This window comes from Tessaracoccus lacteus, assembly GCF_029917005.1.
GTDB lineage: Bacteria > Actinomycetota > Actinomycetes > Propionibacteriales > Propionibacteriaceae > Arachnia > Arachnia lactea.
The window spans coordinates 1,903,183-1,923,043 of sequence record NZ_CP123967.1 but is presented as its reverse complement, the minus strand read 5'-3'; the positions used below and the strand labels follow the sequence as shown (position 1 = coordinate 1,923,043).

The 19,861-nt window shown below is 70.9% G+C and carries 24 protein-coding genes; 18 read left to right on the top strand and 6 right to left on the bottom strand.

Annotated features, from left to right (window positions below):
* Positions 1-20: 20 nt before the first annotated feature.
* Positions 21-845, bottom strand: a complete 825-nt coding sequence (locus QH948_RS08920) for an undecaprenyl-diphosphate phosphatase (protein ID WP_281144086.1) — start codon at positions 843-845, stop codon at positions 21-23.
* A gap of 71 nt (positions 846-916) precedes the next feature.
* Between QH948_RS08920 and QH948_RS08915 the strand changes: the two genes are divergently transcribed.
* From QH948_RS08915 to QH948_RS08885, 7 genes are all read left to right on the top strand, one after another.
* Positions 917-1,573: a histidine phosphatase family protein gene (locus QH948_RS08915; RefSeq protein ID WP_281144085.1), complete on the top strand. Its 657-nt coding sequence runs from the start codon at positions 917-919 to the stop codon at positions 1,571-1,573.
* A gap of 10 nt (positions 1,574-1,583) precedes the next feature.
* Positions 1,584-2,105, top strand: a complete 522-nt coding sequence (locus QH948_RS08910) for a DUF3090 family protein (protein ID WP_281144084.1) — start codon at positions 1,584-1,586, stop codon at positions 2,103-2,105.
* Positions 2,102-2,839 carry an SCO1664 family protein gene (locus QH948_RS08905; RefSeq protein ID WP_281144083.1) on the top strand — a complete coding sequence of 246 codons (738 nt, stop codon included), beginning with the start codon at positions 2,102-2,104 and terminating at the stop codon, positions 2,837-2,839. The genes QH948_RS08910 and QH948_RS08905 overlap by 4 nt, the downstream gene beginning before the upstream one ends.
* A gap of 17 nt (positions 2,840-2,856) precedes the next feature.
* Complete coding sequence (mshC, locus tag QH948_RS08900) at positions 2,857-4,104, top strand: cysteine--1-D-myo-inosityl 2-amino-2-deoxy-alpha-D-glucopyranoside ligase (RefSeq protein ID WP_281144082.1); 1,248 nt, start codon at positions 2,857-2,859, stop codon at positions 4,102-4,104.
* Positions 4,105-4,121: 17 nt separating this feature from the next.
* The gene (locus tag QH948_RS08895; RefSeq protein ID WP_281144081.1) at positions 4,122-4,385 is read left to right on the top strand and encodes a phosphoribosyl-ATP diphosphatase; all 264 of its coding nucleotides are present in this window, start codon (positions 4,122-4,124) and stop codon (positions 4,383-4,385) included.
* Positions 4,386-4,467: 82 nt separating this feature from the next.
* Positions 4,468-5,262: an ATP phosphoribosyltransferase gene (gene hisG / locus QH948_RS08890; RefSeq protein ID WP_281146172.1), complete on the top strand. Its 795-nt coding sequence runs from the start codon at positions 4,468-4,470 to the stop codon at positions 5,260-5,262.
* Positions 5,259-5,750, top strand: coding sequence for a hypothetical protein (locus QH948_RS08885; protein ID WP_281144080.1), 492 nt, complete (start codon positions 5,259-5,261; stop codon positions 5,748-5,750). Before hisG ends, QH948_RS08885 begins: the two co-directional genes overlap by 4 nt.
* Before the next feature lie 105 nt (positions 5,751-5,855).
* Here QH948_RS08885 and QH948_RS08880 read toward each other — a convergent pair whose 3' ends face one another.
* Positions 5,856-6,776: a type IV toxin-antitoxin system AbiEi family antitoxin domain-containing protein gene (locus QH948_RS08880; RefSeq protein WP_281144079.1), complete on the bottom strand. Its 921-nt coding sequence runs from the start codon at positions 6,774-6,776 to the stop codon at positions 5,856-5,858.
* A 255-nt stretch (positions 6,777-7,031) separates the two neighbouring features.
* A complete protein-coding gene (locus QH948_RS08875) occupies positions 7,032-7,550 on the bottom strand; it encodes a hypothetical protein (protein ID WP_281144078.1) in 519 nt (172 codons plus the stop codon).
* A 54-nt stretch (positions 7,551-7,604) separates the two neighbouring features.
* On the opposite strand from QH948_RS08875, the gene QH948_RS08870 reads away from it, so the two are divergent.
* From QH948_RS08870 to pheT, 7 genes are all read left to right on the top strand, one after another.
* Positions 7,605-8,129 carry an SseB family protein gene (locus QH948_RS08870; protein ID WP_281144077.1) on the top strand — a complete coding sequence of 175 codons (525 nt, stop codon included), beginning with the start codon at positions 7,605-7,607 and terminating at the stop codon, positions 8,127-8,129.
* Between the two features lie 192 nt (positions 8,130-8,321).
* Positions 8,322-9,047 carry a translation initiation factor IF-3 gene (gene infC / locus QH948_RS08865; protein WP_219083800.1) on the top strand — a complete coding sequence of 242 codons (726 nt, stop codon included), beginning with the start codon at positions 8,322-8,324 and terminating at the stop codon, positions 9,045-9,047.
* A gap of 36 nt (positions 9,048-9,083) precedes the next feature.
* Complete coding sequence (gene rpmI / locus QH948_RS08860) at positions 9,084-9,290, top strand: 50S ribosomal protein L35 (RefSeq protein WP_219083801.1); 207 nt, start codon at positions 9,084-9,086, stop codon at positions 9,288-9,290.
* A gap of 67 nt (positions 9,291-9,357) precedes the next feature.
* Positions 9,358-9,726 carry a 50S ribosomal protein L20 gene (gene rplT / locus QH948_RS08855; RefSeq protein WP_219083802.1) on the top strand — a complete coding sequence of 123 codons (369 nt, stop codon included), beginning with the start codon at positions 9,358-9,360 and terminating at the stop codon, positions 9,724-9,726.
* Between the two features lie 11 nt (positions 9,727-9,737).
* Positions 9,738-10,556 carry a TrmH family RNA methyltransferase gene (locus tag QH948_RS08850; RefSeq protein WP_281144076.1) on the top strand — a complete coding sequence of 273 codons (819 nt, stop codon included), beginning with the start codon at positions 9,738-9,740 and terminating at the stop codon, positions 10,554-10,556.
* Positions 10,543-11,655 (top strand): phenylalanine--tRNA ligase subunit alpha, encoded by a 1,113-nt coding sequence (gene pheS, locus QH948_RS08845; protein WP_281144075.1) that lies wholly within the window; start codon positions 10,543-10,545, stop codon positions 11,653-11,655. The genes QH948_RS08850 and pheS overlap by 14 nt, the downstream gene beginning before the upstream one ends.
* On the top strand, positions 11,652-14,141 hold the full coding sequence (gene pheT / locus QH948_RS08840; protein ID WP_281144074.1) for a phenylalanine--tRNA ligase subunit beta: 2,490 nt from the start codon (positions 11,652-11,654) through the stop codon (positions 14,139-14,141). The genes pheS and pheT overlap by 4 nt, the downstream gene beginning before the upstream one ends.
* A gap of 63 nt (positions 14,142-14,204) precedes the next feature.
* On the opposite strand, the gene QH948_RS08835 is transcribed toward pheT, so the two are convergent.
* Positions 14,205-15,008, bottom strand: a complete 804-nt coding sequence (locus tag QH948_RS08835) for a rhomboid family intramembrane serine protease (RefSeq protein WP_281144073.1) — start codon at positions 15,006-15,008, stop codon at positions 14,205-14,207.
* Between the two features lie 53 nt (positions 15,009-15,061).
* Here QH948_RS08835 and QH948_RS08830 point away from each other — a divergent pair, with 53 nt between their 5' ends.
* The gene (locus QH948_RS08830) at positions 15,062-16,003 is read left to right on the top strand and encodes a PfkB family carbohydrate kinase (RefSeq protein WP_281144072.1); all 942 of its coding nucleotides are present in this window, start codon (positions 15,062-15,064) and stop codon (positions 16,001-16,003) included.
* Positions 15,996-16,538 (top strand): cysteine hydrolase family protein, encoded by a 543-nt coding sequence (locus QH948_RS08825; RefSeq protein WP_281144071.1) that lies wholly within the window; start codon positions 15,996-15,998, stop codon positions 16,536-16,538. The genes QH948_RS08830 and QH948_RS08825 overlap by 8 nt, the downstream gene beginning before the upstream one ends.
* Before the next feature lie 115 nt (positions 16,539-16,653).
* Here the strand turns inward: QH948_RS08825 and QH948_RS08820 are convergent, their stop codons facing one another.
* Positions 16,654-17,265, bottom strand: coding sequence for a hypothetical protein (locus QH948_RS08820; RefSeq protein WP_281144070.1), 612 nt, complete (start codon positions 17,263-17,265; stop codon positions 16,654-16,656).
* A gap of 42 nt (positions 17,266-17,307) precedes the next feature.
* Between QH948_RS08820 and QH948_RS08815 the strand changes: the two genes are divergently transcribed.
* Complete coding sequence (locus QH948_RS08815) at positions 17,308-18,393, top strand: GNAT family N-acetyltransferase (RefSeq protein ID WP_281144069.1); 1,086 nt, start codon at positions 17,308-17,310, stop codon at positions 18,391-18,393.
* On the top strand, positions 18,380-18,940 hold the full coding sequence (locus QH948_RS08810) for a TetR/AcrR family transcriptional regulator (RefSeq protein WP_281144068.1): 561 nt from the start codon (positions 18,380-18,382) through the stop codon (positions 18,938-18,940). Before QH948_RS08815 ends, QH948_RS08810 begins: the two co-directional genes overlap by 14 nt.
* Here the strand turns inward: QH948_RS08810 and QH948_RS08805 are convergent.
* A complete protein-coding gene (locus QH948_RS08805) occupies positions 18,912-19,814 on the bottom strand; it encodes a hypothetical protein (protein ID WP_281144067.1) in 903 nt (300 codons plus the stop codon). The genes QH948_RS08810 and QH948_RS08805 overlap by 29 nt on opposite strands.
* Between the last annotated feature and the right edge of the window lie 47 nt (positions 19,815-19,861).

Sequence of the window (19,861 nt, the reverse complement as noted above, 5' to 3'; positions counted from 1 at the left end):
CCGACCCTATAACCCGGGTCTCAGGCGACGAGTACGCCGGACCAGATGAGGCCCGCGACGACCGCGGCGACCGCGAGGCGGTAGACGACGAAGATCGTGAAGTTGTGCGTCGAGATGTAGCGCAGCAGCCAGGCGATGACGGCGTAGCCGACGAAGAACGCGATCAGCGTCGCGACGATCGTCGGACCCCACGACACGTGCGGGTCGCCGGGGATGTCCTTCAGCTTGTACAGGCCGGAACCGAACACGGCGGGGACGGCGAGCAGGAACGCGTAGCGGGCCGCGGCCTCGCGGGAGTAGCCGAGGAAGAGGCCACCGGAGATCGTCGCGCCCGAGCGGGACACGCCGGGAATCAGGGCGCACGCCTGGAACAGGCCGAACAGGATGCCGTGCGGCCAGGTGAGCTCCTTCATGGTGCGCGTGTTGTTCGCGCCGAAGCGGTCGGCGATGGCCAGGATGATCGCCACGCCGGCCAGCATCGCCACCGTGATCCACAGGTTGCGCAGCGTCGCGTCGATGGCGTTCTCGAAGATCACACCGAGCAGCACGATCGGGACGGAGCCGATGATCACCAGCCAGCCCATCCGGGCGTCGGGGTCCTTCCGGTCGACGGTGCCTCGGAGGCTGCCGATCCACTGCGTGATGATGCGGGCGATGTCCCGCCGGAAGTAGACCAGCACTGCGGTCTCGGTGCCCAGCTGGGTCACGGCCGTGAAGGCCGCGCCCGGGTCGTCGCCGCCGAAGAACAGCTGGCCGACGATCGAGACGTGGGCGCTTGAGCTGACGGGCAGGAACTCGGTGAGACCCTGCACGAGGCCGAGCACGATGGCCTGCAACCAGTCCATGGACGATTCCCCTCGGGAGAAGACAAAACAGCGTCACTCTACCCCTCCCGGCCAGCGCATAGGCTGGCGGCATGACCAGGGTCGTGCTCATCCGCCACGGACGCTCCACCGCGAACGCGGACGGGGTGCTCGCGGGAAGGGCTGCCGGGATCCGCCTCGACGAGGCCGGGCGCGACCAGGCGACGCGGCTCCGCGAGGCGCTGGCCTCCGCGCCGGTCGCGGCGGCCTACAGCTCGCCGATCGAGCGCTGCCTGGAGACCGCCCAGCTCGCGGGATTCCCGGACCCGTTGGTCGTCGAGGGGCTGACCGAATGCGACTACGGACGGTGGACCGGGCTCCGGCTCGACGAGTTGCGCTCCGAGGCCGTCTGGGACACGATCCAGGCCGATCCGGGGAGCGTCACCTTCCCCGACGGCGAGTCGATGCGCGACATGTTCGACCGGGTCACCGGCGTCGTCGGCGATCTGGCGGCGCGGCACGCCGACGACGAGACCATCGTGGTCTTCTCGCACGGCGACCCCATCAAGGCGGTGTTGGCGCACGCCTTCGGCATCGGGATCGACCGGTTCCAGCGTGTGCACGTCAACCCCGCCGGGGTGAGCGTCATCGAGATGCGCGGCGACCGCACCATGGTGCTGTGCGTCAACGCCGGCGGCGACCTGTCAGACCTGATCGGCTCACGTCCCGGGCACGTCGTCGGCGGCGGCGACGTTGCACGGGCCAAGTAGGGTGGGCGCCATGTTCTGGGAGTTCAAGCGACCCGACCGCTGCGTGGTCGGCACCGTGGGCCAGCCGGGGAGCAGGCTGTTCCTCATCCAGGTCGCGCAGGGCAACGAACTGGCAGCCGTGGCGCTGGAGAAGCAGCAGACTCTGCTGCTCAGCATGCGCGTCACCGAGGTCCTCGACCAGCTGAGCGAACTGGGGCACGACGTGCCGCCCGCGCATCAGCCCTTCGACATGGGCCCCCTGGACGCGCCCCTCGAGGTCAACTTCCGGGCGTCGGCCATCGGGCTGGCCTGGGACCAGGAGACCGAGCGCCTCGTCCTCGAGCTCATCTCCGTCGAGCTCGACGAGGACTCCGGCGACAACTCCCTCCTCCAGATCCGCATGACCCCCGCGATGGCGCGCGAGTTCGCGGCCAGGGCACAGGTCTTCGTCGCGTCCGGCAGGCCCGCCTGTCCGGCCTGCGGTCAGCCCCTCGACCCGGGCGGTCACATCTGCCCGCGGGCGAACGGGTACCGGGGCCCGTTGTTCCCGTGACCGGGCCGCGTGGCGCGCTGAGGCTGGTGGGGCGACTCACCGACGCCTCGAACGCCACCTTCCTCGCCTCCGACGAGGCGGGGGACCGCTGGGTCTACAAGCCCGTGGCGGGGGAGGCGCCCCTGTGGGACTTCCCCGAGGCGACGCTGAGCCGTCGCGAGGTCGCAGCGTTCGCCCTCTCCGAGGCACTCGGGCTGGGCATCGTGCCCACCACGGTGTGGTGTGACGGGCCGCTGGGCGAGGGATCGGCCCAGGCCTGGATCGAGGGGGAGCCGACCGACCTGATCGGCCTGCTGCCGCCCGAGGACCTCACCGAGGAATGGCTGCCGATTCTCGCCGTCGAGACCGAGGACGGCAGCCCCCTGCTGCTGGCCCACCGCGACGACGCCCGGCTGCGGAGCGTCGCGATCTTCGACGCGCTCCTCAACAACGCGGACCGCAAGGCCAGCCACCTGATCGCCGATGGGGATGCCGTCCGCGGCGTCGACCACGGGGTGAGCCTGCACGTCGACCCGAAGCTGCGAACCGTCCTGTGGGGATGGGTCGACGACCCGTTCACCGAGCCGGAGCTGCGGCTGCTGGAAAGCCTGATGGCGCTCGACGCCCCGCTCGCGCCCGGCCTGGCCGACGAGGAATGGGAGGCGCTGGCCGACCGGGCAGCGGCCCTGTTCGCGGCGGGCGAGATGCCCCGTCCCGGCCGGGGACGTCCGGCGATCCCGTGGCCCCCGCTGTAGCCGCTAGATTTGGGGCCATGTTTGCGTGGGCTCCCGTCGCCATTCCCAGTCTTCCCCCGTCGGACCAGGTGCCCGAGGCGCTCAGCCTCTTCGACACTGCAACCGGCGCGGTCGCCCCCGTCACGCCGGTCGGCGACGTCGCTCGGCTGTACGTGTGCGGCATCACCCCCTACGACGCGACGCACCTCGGCCACGCCAACACCTACGTCACGTTCGACCTCGTCGGCCGCGTGTGGCGCGACCTCGGGCTGAGCGTCACCTATACCCAGAACGTGACCGACGTCGATGACCCGCTGCTGGAGCGGGCCGCCGAGACCGGCCAGGACTGGGAGGAGCTCGCGGAGGGGCAGATCGAGCTGTTCCGCTCCGACATGACCGACCTGCGCGTCATTCCTCCGGACCACTACATCGGTGCCGTCGAGTCCATCTCCTATGTGCTCGACCTCATCGAGGTGCTCAAGGACTCCGGGCTGGTCTACCAGGTCGACGACGACGAGTACCCGGACTGGTACTTCAACACAGTCGGCGCGCCGGGCTTCGGGTCGGTCAGCCACCTGGATGAGAAGGCGATGACCGAGCGGTTCGCGGCCAACGGCGGCGACCCCGACCGCCCCGGCAAGCGGCACCCGCTCGACTGTCTCGTGTGGCGCTTCTCCCGCCCTGGCGAGCCGAGTTGGGCCTCCGACCTCGGCGCGGGGCGGCCCGGCTGGCACATCGAGTGCACCGCCATCGCGCTGCGCTGGCTCGGCCCCGACTTCGACGTGCAGGGCGGCGGCTCCGACCTCGTCTTCCCGCACCACGAGATGTGCGCCGCCGAGGGCGTCGTCGCGACGGGGCGGCCACTGGCCGGCGCCTTCGTCCACTCCGGCATGGTCGCGCTCCACGGCGAGAAGATGAGCAAGTCCAAGGGGAACCTGGAGCTCGTCAGCCGGCTGCGTCACCAGGGGGCCGACCCGATGGCCATCCGGCTGGTGCTGCTCGCGCACCACTACCGCAGCGACTGGGAGTGGACCCCGGACCAGCTCGAGGTGGCCACCGCCCGCCTGACCCGCTGGCGCGCCGCCGTCGAATCCGGGGTCGTCGCCCCAGTCGACGAGCTGCTCGCCGCCCTCCGCTCGGCGCTCCGCACGGACCTCGACGCCCCGGCGGCGCTGGCCGCCGTCGACGCCTGGGTCGAGGCCTCGGCGGAGCGCGGGGTCGGGAACCAGGCCGCGGCGGACGTCACGCGCGACGCGCTCGATGCGCTGCTCGGCATCCGGCTCTAGAGGGTAGGCTGCCCCCCGTGAAGTCCTTTGAGCAGCTCTTCGAGCAGTTGACCGAGACCGCCAGCGCGCGACCCGAGGGGTCCGGCACCGTGAGGAAGCTCGACGAAGGCGTCCATGCCATCGGCAAGAAGATCGTCGAGGAGGCCTCCGAGGTCTGGATGGCCTCCGAGTACCAGTCGAAGGAAGAGGCGGCCGAGGAGATGAGCCAGCTCATCTACTGGACCCAGGTCATGATGATCAAGCTCGGCCTCGACATCAACGACATCAACCGCTACCTCTGACAAGGGCTTTCACGTGAGCAACGACCGACTTCTCCGCATCGCCGTCCCGAACAAGGGCGCGCTGGCCGAGCCAGCCGCCGCCATGCTGCGGGCGGCGGGCTACCGTCAGCGCACCGACGCCAAGGACCTGACGCTGATCGACTCCGACCACAACGTCGAGTTCTACTACCTGCGTCCCCGCGACATCGCCGTCTACATCGGCCGCGGCGACCTCGACCTCGGCATCACCGGCCGCGACATGCTGATCGACTCCGCCGCCGACGCCACCGAGATCATGCAGCTCGGCTTCGCCGGGTCACGCTTCCGGTTCGCCGCGTTCGGGGGCTCGACGATGACCGTCGCTGACGTCGCGGGCAAGCGCATCGCCACGTCGTACCCCGGCCTGCTGCGCGCCTTCCTCGACGAGCAGGGCATCTCCGCCGAGCTGGTGAAGCTCGACGGGGCCGTGGAGTCGGCCATCCGACTCGGCGTCGCGGACGTCGTCGCGGACGTCGTCGACACGGGCACCACGCTCCGCCGCGCCGGCCTTGAGCTGTTCGGCGACTCGATCTGCAGCTCCGAGGCCGTGCTGATCCAGCGCAACGGAGCCGACGAGCTGCCGGCCAGCGCCGACGCGCTCCGCACCCGCCTCACGTCCGTCCTCGTCGCCCAGAACTACCTGATGATGGACTACAACGTCGAGCAGTCGAGCTTCGACGCGACGCTCGCCCTGGCGCCCGGCGTCGAGGGGCCGACCGTCTCCACGCTGGCCAAGGAGGGCTGGTTCGCCGTCCGCGTGCTCGTGCCCCGCAAGGGCGCGCACCTCCTGATGGACCAGCTCTACGAGGCCGGCGCCCGCGGCATCCTCCTCACCGAGCTCACGGCGTGCCGCCTGTGAGCGACGCGGCGCCCGAGACCGCGGCGGGTCCCGAGCGTCTGTCCTACACGAGCCCGCCGGCCCTGATGACAGCTGTCGTGCTGTCCATCGTCCTGCTGAGCGCCTCGATGTTCGGATGGTGGGCGATCGGCGAGGAGATCCGCGACAAGATCACCTGGCCACAGGCGGGCACGCTCCTGTTCTTCGTGTTCCTGATGATCGGGATGATGCTCAGCATCGGCTATTCGCGGCTGTGGGCCGACGAGCGCGGCGTCATCGTCCGCAACGGGCCCTTCATCCGTCGGTTCAGCATCGCCCAGATCGCGGGTGTGCGGCTGCGTCCAGGCGACGCCTGGACGTCGCTGCTGATCAAGACCGACGGTGAGGAGCTGAAGCGTCAGCCCGTGCTGGCGATCCAGTTCCTCGAGGGCGAGGCCGGTCGCCGCAAGGTTGTCGACCTGCGCCGTTGGCTCGTCGCCCAGGGCGCCGGCCGCGACCCCGTCGCCTGACGCCACCCATACCAACAGACGCCACCCTTACCAACGGACGCCACCCTTCGTGACCGATGCCACCGCCATGGCGGTGGCATGTGCTGAAACGGGTGGCGTCTGTCGCTAAGGGTGGGACCTTCGGGCGGGCGTGACCATCGCGCTGCGAATGAGCCGTGCGAGAGCGGCGCCCTGTACTGCGGTCGCCCAGTCCCACCGGACGATCCAGAACCCGGCCTGCCGGATGGCCTCCTCCCGTCGCTTCTCGCGCATGATGGCCTCCTCCGGCGACTGCCCAGGCTTCAGCAGCTCGCCGTACTTCCACTTCCCGTCCACCTCGCCGACGAGCCCGAGTTCCGGCCAGCCGGAGTCGGCGCGGGCCACGACGCTACCGTCGGCGTCGACCACCTCGAACTGCACCACGGGTGCCGGCACCCCGAAGCGGGCGAACTGGACCCGGCTGATCGACTCGGCTGGTGACTCGGCCCGCCCATCCGCGAAGGACAGGGCGCGACGGGCGATCCCCAGCCCCGCCAGCCGCGGGTGCCGGTTCAGGGCAGAGACCAACTCCGCGCGCTCCAGCCCTGCAGCGAGCGCGGCATCGAGGGCGGCCACTGCCCACTCGAAGGGCATTGTTCTGGCGAGGTCGGCGGCCGTGCGGGCCAGGGTGGTGATCCGAAGTCCGGCGCGATCCTCGTACTCGTCCGGGTCGATGGCCGTCTGGCGGACGCGCAACAGCGGGCTACCCTTGCCGTGGCCGGCGGTCAGCCGGGTCATCGTCACCAGGGACAGCCCGTCGGACGGGACGGGAAGTCCGTGGATGACGCCGGCGGACTGGTGGCTGATCACGTTGGAGTCGTGCACGAACGAGAGCGCGCTCAGGATGAGCAGCCGGTGCTCGTCGACGGCGTTCTGCGGGCCCGACGCGTGGTAGATCCCGCGCCTGGGCCTGGTCAGCTGCCCGGCGCGGAGTCGCTGACGGACTTCGCGGTCGGTGAGTCCCGTCGAGAGCAGCTGGGCGTGTGTGAAGACGTCGTCTCGTGTCATGCGACGAGTCCAGTCCGGCGTGGGTCACTTCGCCGTCGCGCGCGCCCACCTGTGGAGAAGTCCGCTCCGTCCATCCACAGCCCGATGTTGCGTGACGCGCCGTCGCTCCTCCACGCAGGCGCCACCCTTACCGACAGACGCCACCCGTTTCAGCACATGCCACCGCCATGGCGGTGGCATCGGTCACGAAGGGTGGCGTCGGTCGGTAAGGGTGGCGTCCGTTGGTAAGGGTGGCGTCCGTCGGTCAGGGTGGCGTCACATGATGCCGCGCTTGCGCAGCAGCTCCTCGATCTCGGCGTCCTCGGGGTCAAGGCCCGTCGGCTGGGCGCCCTTCTGAACCTGGGGCGTCGACTTCTGGCGCGTCGGTACGGGCCCCGCGCCAGCACCCGGCCCCGCCTTCGTGGCCGCGCCCGGACCCCCTGCCGCGGCCCGCGGACCCGATCCGGCCGTGGGCGAGGCGCCCTTCGACGGCTGGGCGGAGCCCTTCGGGAGCAGAGCTCCGACGACGGTGACGATCAGGCCACCGACCAGCAGGCCGGTACCCCAGGCGACAGGCGTCGTCAGCGCCGTGCGGTGGAACCAGTCGACGAGCGAGGCGATGCCGTTGATCGTCAGCTGCGTCCACCCGGTCAGCCAGTAGCCGACCACCAGCGCGGCAAGGCCGGCGCCGATGACGGCGGGGCGCGCGGCGCGTGTCCGGGCGGTCATCCCCGCGGCGACCGCGAGGATGACGACGGCCAGCCCGAGGGTGATCAGGAACGCCAGAGACATCATGTGTCCAGTCTGTCACAGGCCAACAGTCCCTCCGGTACGGCTACCCTCGCTGACATGGATCTGCGAACCCTCGCCCAGCCCAGCTCCCGCTTCGCCGGCGACCACGGCGAGGCCGACCCCCTCACGCGCGAGGCGCTCGCCCGCGTCGAGGACCCGACAAGCTACATCCGTGCGCTGGTGGCGCTCTGTTCCAGCCGGCTGCTGCTCCCCATCGTGGCGAGCGGCGACGACGGGGGAACCGAACCTGACCCTGACAGGCATGCCGAGATGGCTGCCGTCACGCTGACCGACGAGTCGGGCAGCCACCTGCTCGCCTTCACCGGCGTCGACTCGCTGCGCGCCTGGCAGGTCGGCGCCCGTCCGGTGCCCTGCCTGCTCGACGAACTCTGCGCGACGGTCGGGCCCGCAGGGGCGGGCGCGTTGCTCATCGACGTGGCCGGCCCCCACCCGCTCGTCATCTCCGGCGAGGCGCTGGAGTTCCTTGCCTCCGGCATGGCGGTCGTGGAGTTCGATGACGGGGAGTTCGGCTGGGTCCGCTACGCCGACGACCGGGCGGAGGAAGAGTCGTCGCAGGGGTGACCGGGACCCGATTAGCGTTTCGTTCCTGCGCCGCGTAGACTTCCGTGAGTTACCGGCAGCATGATGCTGCCCGCTCAAGTGGAGTCACCTCCCACCTTGGCTGCCCCGGCGGCCGGGTCATCGGTAACCGGGACGCCCACGTGCGTCCGGGTTCGATGTCAGTGGCCTCCGCACGTGCGGGGGCCTTTTTGCTTGCCCGGCGACACACGACTCAACCTTGGAGGACCCATCAGCACTGAACCGCGGATCAATGATCGCATCCGAGTACCCGAAGTCCGGCTCGTCGGCCCTAACGGCGAGCAGGTAGGCATCGTGCGCGTCGAGGACGCCTTGCGTCTCGCCGCGGAGAACGATCTGGATCTTGTCGAAGTGGCGCCGATGGCGCGGCCCCCGGTCGCCAAGCTCATGGACTACGGCAAGTTCAAGTACGAGGCCGCGCAGAAGGTGCGCGACGCCCGTCGCAACCAGTCGAACGTCGACACCAAGGAGATGAAGCTCCGCCTCAAGATCGACAAGCACGATTACGAGACGAAGAAGGGCCACGTCGTCCGGTTCCTGAAGGCCGGCGACAAGGTCAAGATCACCATCATGTTCCGAGGCCGCGAGCAGTCGCGCCCCGAGCTCGGCATGGACCTGCTGCGTCGCCTGGCTGAGGATGTGACCGAGTTCGGTTACGTCGAGTCCGCGCCCAAGCAGGACGGCCGCAACATGCTGATGGTCCTCGGCCCGACCAAGAAGAAGACCGAGGCCCGCGCCGACCAGGCAGCGGACCGGGACCGTCGGATGGCGGAGCGACGCGAGAACGCCGAGCAGGACAAGGTCGCTGAGGCCGAGCTCCGCGCGGCGGCCGGTGGCACCACCTCGACGAAGAAGAGGCGCGGTCCCGCCGACAACATGGACCCAGACATCGATCTCTGACGAGATCGGCCACGAAGAAGAAAGCGAGGCATGGACATGCCCAAGATGAAGTCGCACTCCGGCGCGAAGAAGCGGTTCAAGACCACCGGCACCGGCAAGCTGGTGCGCCGTCAGGCCAACCTGGGTCACCTCAACGAGCACAAGGCCTCGACGCGCATCCGCCGTCTGCAGGCCGCGGAGTCCGTCTCGGCTCCCGACGCCAAGAAGATCCGCAAGCTCCTTGGCAAGCACAAGGGCCGCTGAGCCTAACCCCCCTCTCGTCAACGAACCCACCGTCGGCTAGGCCGACCAATCCCCAAGGAGTGATCCCATGGCACGCGTGAAGCGTTCTGTGAATGCGAAGAAGAAGCGTCGCGAAGTTCTCGAGCTGGCCTCCGGCTACCGCGGCCAGCGTTCCCGCCTGTACCGCAAGGCCAAGGAGCAGATGCTCCACTCGGCCACCTACAGCTACCGCGACCGTCGCGCCAAGAAGGGCGACTTCCGTGGGCTGTGGATCCAGCGCATCAACGCTGCCGCCCGCGCCGAGGGCATGACCTACAACCGTCTGATCTCCGGTCTGAAGAACGCGGGCGTCGAGGTCGATCGCAAGATCCTCGCCGATCTGGCCGTCAACGACACCGCTGCCTTCAACGCCCTGGTTGCTGTCGCCAAGGACAACCAGAGCGTCGCGGCCGCCTGAGGGGCGGTCCAGTGACTCACGAACCGAACGCCGCGCCAGGCCTGCCCGCCTCGGTGCTGCGTTCGGTTCGTCGTCTGACCCAGCGCAGAGGCCGGGACCTCACCGGCACCTTCCTGGCGGAGGGCCGTCAGGCAGTGCGCGAGGCGCTTGCCGCCAAGGGCCTCGTTCAGGAGCTGATCGTCGACGACGTGGACAAGCACGCGGACCTCATCGTGGGGACCGACGTGCCGATCTGGCATGCCACCGTCGCCCAGATGCGGCAGCTCAGCGACACCGTCACGCCGCAGGGCATCATCGCCGTGTGTCGGCAGCTGGAGTTCGGCTGGGAGGACATCGCCGACGCCCGGCTTGTCGTGATCTGCGCGCAGGTGCGGGACCCGGGCAACGCCGGCACGGTGATCCGGTGCGCCGACGCATTCGGGGCCGACGGTGTGATCCTCACGACCGGCTCCGTCGAGATCTACAACCCCAAGACCGTCCGCTCCACGGTCGGAAGCCTCTTCCACATGCCGATCCTCACAGGCGTGCCGCTCACCGACGCCGTCGCCAAAGTCAAGGCCCAGGGCATGACCGTGCTCGCCGCCGACGGCGAGGGCGACGCCCTTGACCTCAAGGCGGCCGCGGGCGAGCTGAGCGGCCCGATCGCCTGGATCATGGGCAACGAGGCCTGGGGCCTGCCCGAAGAGGACGCGCGCCTGGCCGACGAGGTCGTGGCCGTCCCGATGTGGGGGCAGGCCGAGAGCCTGAACCTTTCCAGCGCCGCAGCGGTGTGCCTGTACGCCACCGCCTCGGCGCAACGACGCGAAGGAGGGTCCCATGTCAGGGCCTAACGACAACTTCGATCCCAAGCAGGTCGCCGCACTCGACCCGACGGCGATCGACGGCTACGTGGCAGCAGCACTCGACGCGATCGAGGCCGCGACAGACTCCGCCCAGCTGAAGCAGGCGCGTCTCGACCACGCGGGCGACGCATCCCCGCTCGCCCTGGCGAACCGGGAGATCGGCGCGCTGCCTCCGCAGGCCCGCAAGGAGGCCGGCCAGCGCGTCGGCAAGGCCCGCGGCGAGGTCTCCCGCGCCGTCGCTGCCCGCCAGGCGGAGCTGAGCGCGGCCGAGGAGGCCGCGGCGCTGGTCGCCGAGCGAATCGACATGACGCTGCCCGTCGACGTCGCGCCCCATGGGGCGCTACACCCCGTCACCACCCTCATCGACGAGATGATCGACGTGTTCGTCGCGATGGGCTACCAGGTCGCAGACGGCCCCCAGGTCGAGGCCGAGTGGTACAACTTCGACGCCCTCAACCTCGCCCCCGACCACCCGGCCCGCGCCCTGCAGGACACCCTCTGGGTCGATCCGCCATCGGCCGGTCGGCTGCTGCGCACGCAGACGTCGCCGGTGCAGGCCCGCGCGCTGCTGACGCGTGGCGTCCCGCTGTACGTCATCAGCCCCGGCAAGGTGTTCCGCGCCGACGAGTACGACGCGACGCACCTGCCCGTGTTCCACCAGCTGGAGGGCCTCGTCGTCGACAAGGGCATCTCCATGGCGGACCTGCGCGGCACTCTCGACCACCTCGCGCAGGCGATGTTCGGCGACGACGTGATCACGCGCATGCGCCCGCACTACTTCCCGTTCACCGAGCCGTCCGGCGAGGTCGACCTGCGCTGCTTCGTGTGCCACGGAGACTCCGTCGGCAACCCCGACCGACCCTGCCGCACCTGCCGTTCCGAGGGCTGGATCGAGTGGGGCGGCTGCGGCATCGTCAACCCCCGCGTGCTCGCCGCCTGCGGCATCGACCCCGACGTGTACTCCGGCTTCGCCTTCGGCATGGGCGTCGACCGCACCGTCATGTTCCGCACCGGCGCCCCCGACCTGCGCGACTTCGTCGAGGGCGACATCCGATTCAGCCGTTCCATCCTGGGGGGAGCCCGATGAAGGCCCCGATCTCCTGGCTGCGTGACCTCGTCGCGCTGCCCTCAGACGTCACGACCGCGCGCCTGGCCGAGCAGTTCATCAAGGTCGGCCTCACCGTCGAACACATCGAGCAGGTCGGCTCCCCGGTCACCGGTCCGCTGACCGTCGGCCGCATGCTCAGCTTCGTCGACGAGCCTCAGAAGAACGGCAAGGTCATCCGCTACTGCCGCGTCGACGTCGGCCACCTGAACGACGAGGCAACCGATGAGTTCCCGGCCAGCCGCGGCATCGTGTGCGGCGCCAGCAATTTCGAGGTCGGCGACCTCGTGGTCGTCGCGCTGCCGGGCACCGTGCTGCCCGGCGACTTCGCCATCGCCGCCCGCAAGACCTACGGCCACGTCTCCGACGGCATGATGTGCGCCGTCGACGAGCTGGGCCTGGGGGAGGACCACAGCGGCATCATCGTGCTGCCCGCCGACTCCGCAGAGCCCGGCGCCGACGCGATCGACCTGCTGTGGACGGCTGACGAGGTCCTCGACATCGACGTGACCCCCGACCTGGCCTACTGCCTCTCCATGCGCGGCCTGGCCCGCGAGGCAGCCATCGCGAACCAGGTCAGCTACGAGGACCGCTACCGCACGCGGCTGCCCGAGCCCGTCGAGGGCGGGCACCCGATCGTGCTGGACTCCGACCGCTGCTCCTGCTTCGTCGCGCTGACCATCGACGAGATCGACCCGTCCCAGCCTTCCCCGGACTGGATGGTGGCCCGGCTGCGGGCCTCCGGCGTCCGCTCCATCTCGCTCGCCGTCGACGTCACCAACTACGTGATGCTCGAGTCCGGGCAACCGCTGCACGCGTACGACGCCGCGAAGCTGGCCGGCCCGATCCGGGTCCGCCTCGCCGAGGCGGGGGAGAAGCTGCGCACACTCGACGGCCAGGACCGCGACCTCGACGCGGACGACCTCCTCATCACCGACGACACCGGCCCGATCGGGCTGGCCGGCGTGATGGGCGGAGAGACCACCGAGGTGTCGGACTCCACCACGACCATCGTCCTCGAGGCCGCCAGCTTCGCGTCCTCCTCGGTCTCGCGGACGTTCCGCCGCCATGGCCTGCCGTCCGAGGCATCCAAGCGCTTCGAGCGCGGCGTCGACCCGCAGCTGCCCTACGCGGCCGCGAAGCGCGCGGCGAAGCTGCTCGTCGCTCACGGCGGCGGCCGCGTCACCGCCGAGACGGTCGTCGGCGGCGCCCCCGAGCCGCACCACATCAAGCTGCGCTCGGGGCTCATCCCCGCCATCCTCGGCGCCCCCGTCGAGCAGGAGCGCGTGCTCAAGATCCTGCGCGCCTCCGGCGTCGAAGCCACCGCGCTGGGCGACTCCCTGACCGTGACCGCGCCCAGCTGGCGCGGCGACCTCGTCGATCCGTACGACGTCGTCGAGGAGGTCGGCCGGCACGTCGGGTACGACGCCATCGGCCGCCGCCTCCCCGTGCCCGCCGAGTCCGCAGGGCTCGACCCGGTGATCCGCGACCGACGCGCCGCGCTCCGGGCCGTCGCAGACCTCGGCTTCACCGAGGTGCTGACGCTGCCCTTCGCGTCCACGGCCGAGCTGGACCAGCTCGGACTCGGCGCCGAGGACGGTCGCCGCGCCCTGGTCAAGCTCGCCAACCCGCTCTCCGAGACCCACGGGTACCTGCGCAGCACCCTGCTGCCGGGCCTGTTCGCCGCCGTGGCGCGCAACACGTCCAGATCGCTGACCGACCTGGCCCTGTTCGAGCAGGGGCGGGTGTTCGTCGACGGCTCCGAGCCCGCGGCCCCGCGCCCCGGCGTGACCCACCGGCCCACTGACGAGGAGCTCGCCGCGCTCGACGCGGCGCTGCCCGCGCAGCCCCACCACCTTGCCGCCGTCGTGACCGGCCAGTGGCGGGCCGCCGGCTGGCAGGGCCCGGCAGTTCCCGCGGACTGGACGCACGTTGTCGCGTTCGCCGAGCGGGCAGCCGCGGCGGTCGGCGTCACCGTGGCACGCCGCAACGCCGAGGAGGCCCCGTGGCACCCCGGCCGGTGCGCGGAGCTCAGCGTCGACGGTGTCGTCCTCGGGTACGCCGGCGAGCTGCATCCCGCCGTCGTCAAGGCCTACCGGCTGCCGGAGCGCACCTGCGCCGTCGAACTCGACCTCGACGCGCTGCTCGCCGCGGCCCGCCACGGAGGGAAAATCGGCACGCTGCACAGCTTCCCGCTGGCCAAGGAGGATGTCGCGCTGATCGTCGACGAGTCCGTGGCTTCGGCCGATGTCGCGGCCGCCCTCACCGAGGGTGCCGGCGAGCTGCTGGAGTCCGTGTCGCTGTTCGACGTCTACACCGGCGACCAGGTCGGCGAGGGCCGCAAGTCCCTCGCGTTCGCCCTGCGTTTCCGCGGGGACAGGACGCTGACCGACAAGGACGCCGCAGAGGCCCGCCAGCGCGCGGTTGCGGTCGCCGTCGAGAGGTTCGCTGCCGTCCAGCGGGCCTGACCAGGCCCATACAGCGCGAGACTCCGGCCAAGCAGGCCGGGGCCTCGTGCTGTCGGATGGGTGTCAGTGGCGACGCTCGCGCAGCTTCATCAGTTCGGCGCGCTCGGACTTGGTCAGGGCGTGGATGCCCTGCGCATTGATCTTGTCCAGCAGCTCGTCCATCCGCTCGTCGTCGCTCAGCCGCCGGTTGTGGGCCCTCTGCTGTGCCCGCGACGGGCGGTGCGCCTTCGCCTGCCTGGGCCTCGAGGAACCCGCCCCGGGGATCCAGGGGTAGGACTCCAGCAGGCCGAGCGCCCGCGCGACCATCGCCACCAGGATCAGCGACAGCAGCAGGTTCACCAGCATGGGCCACATGCGGTAGCCGATGTACTGCAGCACCTGCAGGCCGACGATCACGGCGCCGAAGACCCAGGCCGGGATGTTGAAGAAGAAGCGGCGCGTCGGGTACTCCGCGATCCAGACCAGGAGGATGACGAACTCGACCATCTGCAGGCCAGCCGCGTAGGCGCCGGTCAGCAGGAAGCCAGTCACGGACGTGGCGAGCGTGAGCGCCAGCCAGATCCCCCCGTACAGCCAGGCCATCTTGACCTTGCCGAGGCGGGACTCGAGGTCGCGGCCGAAGTACCACAGCAGGACGAGGTTCAGGATGCTCCACAGCGAGATCCCGTCGGCCAGCGGCCAGGTGAAGACCCGCCAGACCTGGCCGGAGGACAGCAGCTGCGGCGCGTACAGCAGGTAGTTCGGCAGGCTGGTGTTGAACACCCAGGCCAGCATGCCGACGGCGCCGAGCAGCACCACCGCGATCGTCGAGGTGACCTGCAGTCGGCCGATGCGGAACCAGGTGTCTTCTGTCGCGTAAGGACTCACCTCTCTAGCGTGCCAGAGAGGCGCAAGTCCGCGCATCGCCTAGGGTGCACCTCATGCCCCGCGTCATCCACACCGGTCAGGCCCTCGTCGATGCCACCGCCACTGTCCCCGCGCTGCCGGCGCGCGGCCAGAACGTGATGGGCGAGCGGTGGAGCCAGTCCGCGGGCGGGGCCGTCAACATCCTCGCGGCGGCCGCCCGATCGGGAGCGGCGTGCGTGCACGCCGGGGCGATCGGGACGGGTCCGAACGGCGACCTCGTGCGCGCCGCTCTGGCGGCGGAGGGCGTCGTCTGGTCCGCAGATCCCGTGGAGGAGCTCGATACCGCCCTGTGCGTCGTGCTGGTCGAGCCGACGGGGGAGCGGACGTTCGTCACGCTGCAGGGCGCGGAGCGGAGGCTCACCGTCGAGGCTCTGTCGTCTGCGCGCCCTCGTCCCGGTGACCTGGTGTGCGTCACGGGGTACACGCTCGCGGTCGACTCGACGCGCGACCCGCTGCTCACCTGGCTCCCGTCGCTGCCGACTGGGGCTCCGGTCGTGCTCGACCCGGGGGCCGCGTTCGCCGGCCTCCCGGCGCAGATCCGCGACGAGATGCTGTCGGCGACCAGCGTGTGGACGTCGAACCTCGAGGAGGCGCGGGCTCTGGTCGGCGACCTCGACATGGCGGCCGCGGCGTCAGCGATGTCCGGGCTCCTCCCGGACGGGGCGATCAGCATCGTGCGCGACGGGCCGGCCGGCTGCGCAGTGCAGGCCGACGGCGTGGTCACCAGCGTGCCCGGCTACCCGCGGCGCCCCGTCGACACGAACGGCGCCGGCGACGCCCACACGGGTGTGCTCCTCGCGGAGCGCGCAGCGGGCACAGGCTGGGCCGAGGCCTGCCGACGCGCGAACATCGCCGGGGCGATCACCGTGACGCGGCTGGGGCCGGCCACCTGCCCGACGCGCGCCGAGATCGACGCCTTCGACGCCGCCCTGCTGCAACACTCGACGCATGACTGACAACGCTTGGCTCGTGGTGATCGACGGACAGCGGATCTTCGCGGACCCTGCGAGCGAGTGGGGTTCGCCCCTGTGGCCCGGGGCACTCGAGGTGATCTCCACGCTGCTGCCGCGGTTCGCCGGTCGCACCCTGCTGACCCGCTGGGTGCCGCCCGCACCGGAGAAGAGGGTCGGTTCGTGGCGCGACTACATGGCGGCCTGGCCGTTCGCCGACCGTGCCTCAGACGACCCCTACCTCGCGCTGGTCGACGAGCTCGCCGCCGTCGACGCGGCGGTTGTGGACGCCCCGACGTTCGGCAAGTGGGAGGCGCTGGCCCCGCTGGTCGGTGAGGCCCCGGATCTGGTGGTCGTCGGGGTGTCGACCGACTGCTGCGTGATCTCGACGGTTCTCCCGGCGGCCGACGCGGGAGCGCGCATCACGGTGGTCACAGACGGCTGCGCGGGCTCGACGCCGGAGAACCAGACGGCCGCTCTGCAGGTGATGGGGCTGTTCCCGCCGCAGGTGCGCCTGTGTACCGCGGCCGAACTGAACTGAAGGCCGGACCGCGGAACGCCTCTCGGCGTGTGGCCGCTCGAGGCGGCAAATAGTGGAGCCCGGGGTTACCGCGGCCCGGCGATGCCCACTCTACCGTTGCTGCCAAACGCGTGGGTCAATCCAGCCGATCCGCGCGCCACAGGCGGGCGGCCTCGGCCAGCTCCTGAGACATCTTCGCCAGCCCGGTCGCCAGCCGCGTCTCAGCCTCGGAGTCGGCTGAATCGGAGCCGGCCAGCTCGTTCGAGCCGACCGCCAACACACGGGCGAAGCCCGAGGCCCTGTCGAGGGCGACGTCGAAGTCGCCGCTGAAGGCGCCGCGCAGGATCTCGGTGGCCAGATCGACGACCTCCTCGGGGGTGGGCATGTTGCCGGCGCCGGCCAGCGCCTGGCCGACAGTGTCGAGCATCAGGCCGCTGCGGAAGCGGTACCCGGCCCCGGCGGGGTTGTCGGCGACCGTGAAGCGCAGCAGATAGAGGCGCCACAGCGCGCCGGGGAGGGTGTCGGCCTCCGCTCCTGACCACAGTTCCGCCACGTCGTCGATCCCGTGCTCGTCGGCGTACGCGATCACGGCCTCGACCAGCTGAGGATCGGAGGATCCGCGCACCCGACTCAGTAACGCGTGCGCAGTGTCATGTGCGAGGGCCGTCACGTCGGCCGGGTCGCCGGACCCACTGAGAACCTCGATCACGTCGCCGGGACGCCTGACTGGCTTGTGGTAGCTGCCCATGCTCCGATCCTATGCCGAGGGTCGCGAAGTAGGGTGGGGCCCGTGGAGATCACGCGCCTGCCTCGCCCGACGGACCCCGCTGGCCCCGGTTTCGCGCCCTTCGAGCTGGACGCCCGGCTGTGGGACGAGGTCCTCGTTGAGACGGCCGGTGACGCCGACCTCGGCCAGTCAGCGCTGCGGCGGTGGGCCGAGTGCGATCCCAACCCGCACACCAGCACCCACTGGTTCGGCGCGTCGGTCGACTCACGCATGGTCGGGGTCGCGACGCTGGATCTGCCGCAGCAGGACAACCGGTGCATCGCGTACGTGTCGGTGGCCGTCGAGCGCGACAGCAGGGGGCGCGGCATCGGCGGCGCGCTGCTGGAGGCCGCGCTGGAGACGGCGCGGGCCGACGGGCGCACGATCGTCCAGGCCTGGACCTGGGAGACACGTCGGGACCCGGCCGAGGGGGGCCTCAGCGCGCGCGACGGGGACGGCGTCATCGACCCGGCCTCCCCGCGCGCCGGCTTCCTCCTCGCCCACGGATTCCGCCTCGCCCAGGTCGAGACGATGTCCCGGCTCATGCTGCCCGACCGCAACCGGCTGCTCGGCATGCTGGGCGAGGCGGCGGACGCGGCCGGCGACGACTACGAGCTGGTGAGCTGGGTCGGAGCGACTCCGCCCGGCCACCTGGACGACGTCGCCCGCCTCATGGAGACCATGAGCACCGACGTTCCGACGGGGGAAGCGGAGCTGGAGGCCGAGGCCTTCGACGCGGCCCGCGTGCGCCTCGCCGACGCCCGACTCGACCTCGCCGGTGCCACCCAGATCATCACCGCCGCCCGGCACCGTCGCACCGGAGCCCTGGTCGGCTTCACGCGGCTGATCCACGACCCGGCGCGCCCCGAGGTCGGCGACCAGTGGGACACGCTCGTGGTGGGGCCGCACCGCGGCCACGGCCTCGGGCTGTGGATGAAGTGCCGCAACCTCATCGAGCTCGGCGACGCCCGGCCTGCGGCCCGCCGGGTCGTCACGGGTAACGCGTCGGAGAACGCCCACATGCTCGCCATCAACACGCGACTCGGGTTCGTTCCCGTGGCGACCTCCGGCTGGTTCGAGCGGCGGGAGTCGACCGATGGCGCTCAGTAGGGCGGCGATCACCGGGGCGGGGCTCGAGATCCTCGACACCTACGGCCTCGGCGACCTGAGCATGCGGCGCGTCGCGGACACGCTCGGCGTGCAGGCCGGGGCGCTGTACTACCACGTCCCCAACAAGCAGAGCCTGCTCGCGGCCCTCGCGGACGAGGTGCTCAACGCCGTGGACGTCCCCGAGGCGGGGCTGCCCCTCGGGGAGTGGCTCTTCGCGTGGGCCTCGGCGCTGAGAGCTGCGCTGCTGGCCCGTCGCGACGGCGCGGAGCTGGTCGCCTCCTCGCTCGCGCTGGGGCTGGGCGGCATCGACCCGACGGTGCCGGCCGTCGACAGGCTGGCTGAGGCCGGCGTGGCGATGCCGGGGCCGACAGCCCGGGCGCTGCTGCACCTCGTCCTGGGGCAGGCGGTCACGGAGCAGACGCAGTCGCAGATGCACGCCCTCGGGGTTCTGACGAGCTTCGATGTCCGACGTGCGGAGCAGGACTTCGCCTGCGGCGTCGGCATCTTCGTCGACGGGGTCAGCTCGCGGGCGCCCATCGCCCGATGACGGACATCACGATCAGGGCAACCAGCGCGAACGCCGCGACCCCCAGGCAGACGGCGGTCAGCGGCGACAGCCACGCCGACAAGGACGTGAGCGCCCCGTCGGCCAGCGCCGCGACCAGAGCGGGGGTCAGCGTCGAGCCCGAGGGCAGCGACAGGAACTCGAGGGCCACGGAGGCCAGGGTCGTCGCGGCCGCCGTGAGCAGCGCCGCGAGCAGGAGGCAGACCCAGCGGGCCCTGCGGGTGCCGATCGCCAGCCCGACCAGCGCGAGTACCGCGCCCGCCGCGTAGAACCAGCGCCACTGCGCGCTGACCTCGAGCGCCTGCGTCGCCGTGTCGAGCTGAGTGGTGTCGGGGCGGCCCAGCGGTACGCGCACCTTGTCGGTCCAGTCCATCTCCGTGATGAAGACCTCCACGCGCTGGTCGTTCGTCAGCGCCCCGAGCTTGGCGGCCAGCACGTCGACGAAGGGCGTGAGGTCGAACCACAGGGTCGGGGTCTGGCTGGGGTCGTCGGCGTAGGCGTCGAGTTCCGACACGATGCCGGCCCGCGTCCTGTCGATCGACGTCACCCACGCCTGGTCGATGCCCTCGTCGGCCAGCGTCGCCTCGACCGCCTGGCCGATCAGGGTCTCGAGGTGCGCTGCGATTCCGGGCACGGCGGCGCTGATGGTGGGGATCTTGTCGGTCGCGACGCGGGTCAGCGTCGACGAGAGGGCGGCCTGCACCCCCGCGTCCCGGGACACCGGGCCGACGATCTCCTGCAGGGGGCCGGAGGTCCTCGCGGCGTTGTCGGCCCACTGGGCGACCGACCCGGTCAGCACGGACAACCCGGCCGCCACGAGCAGCAGGAACGTCAGGATCGATCGCAGGACGGCCACGGCGCCTCCTCGGAGTAGAAGTCTGATGGAATCGTACCGGCCCGCCT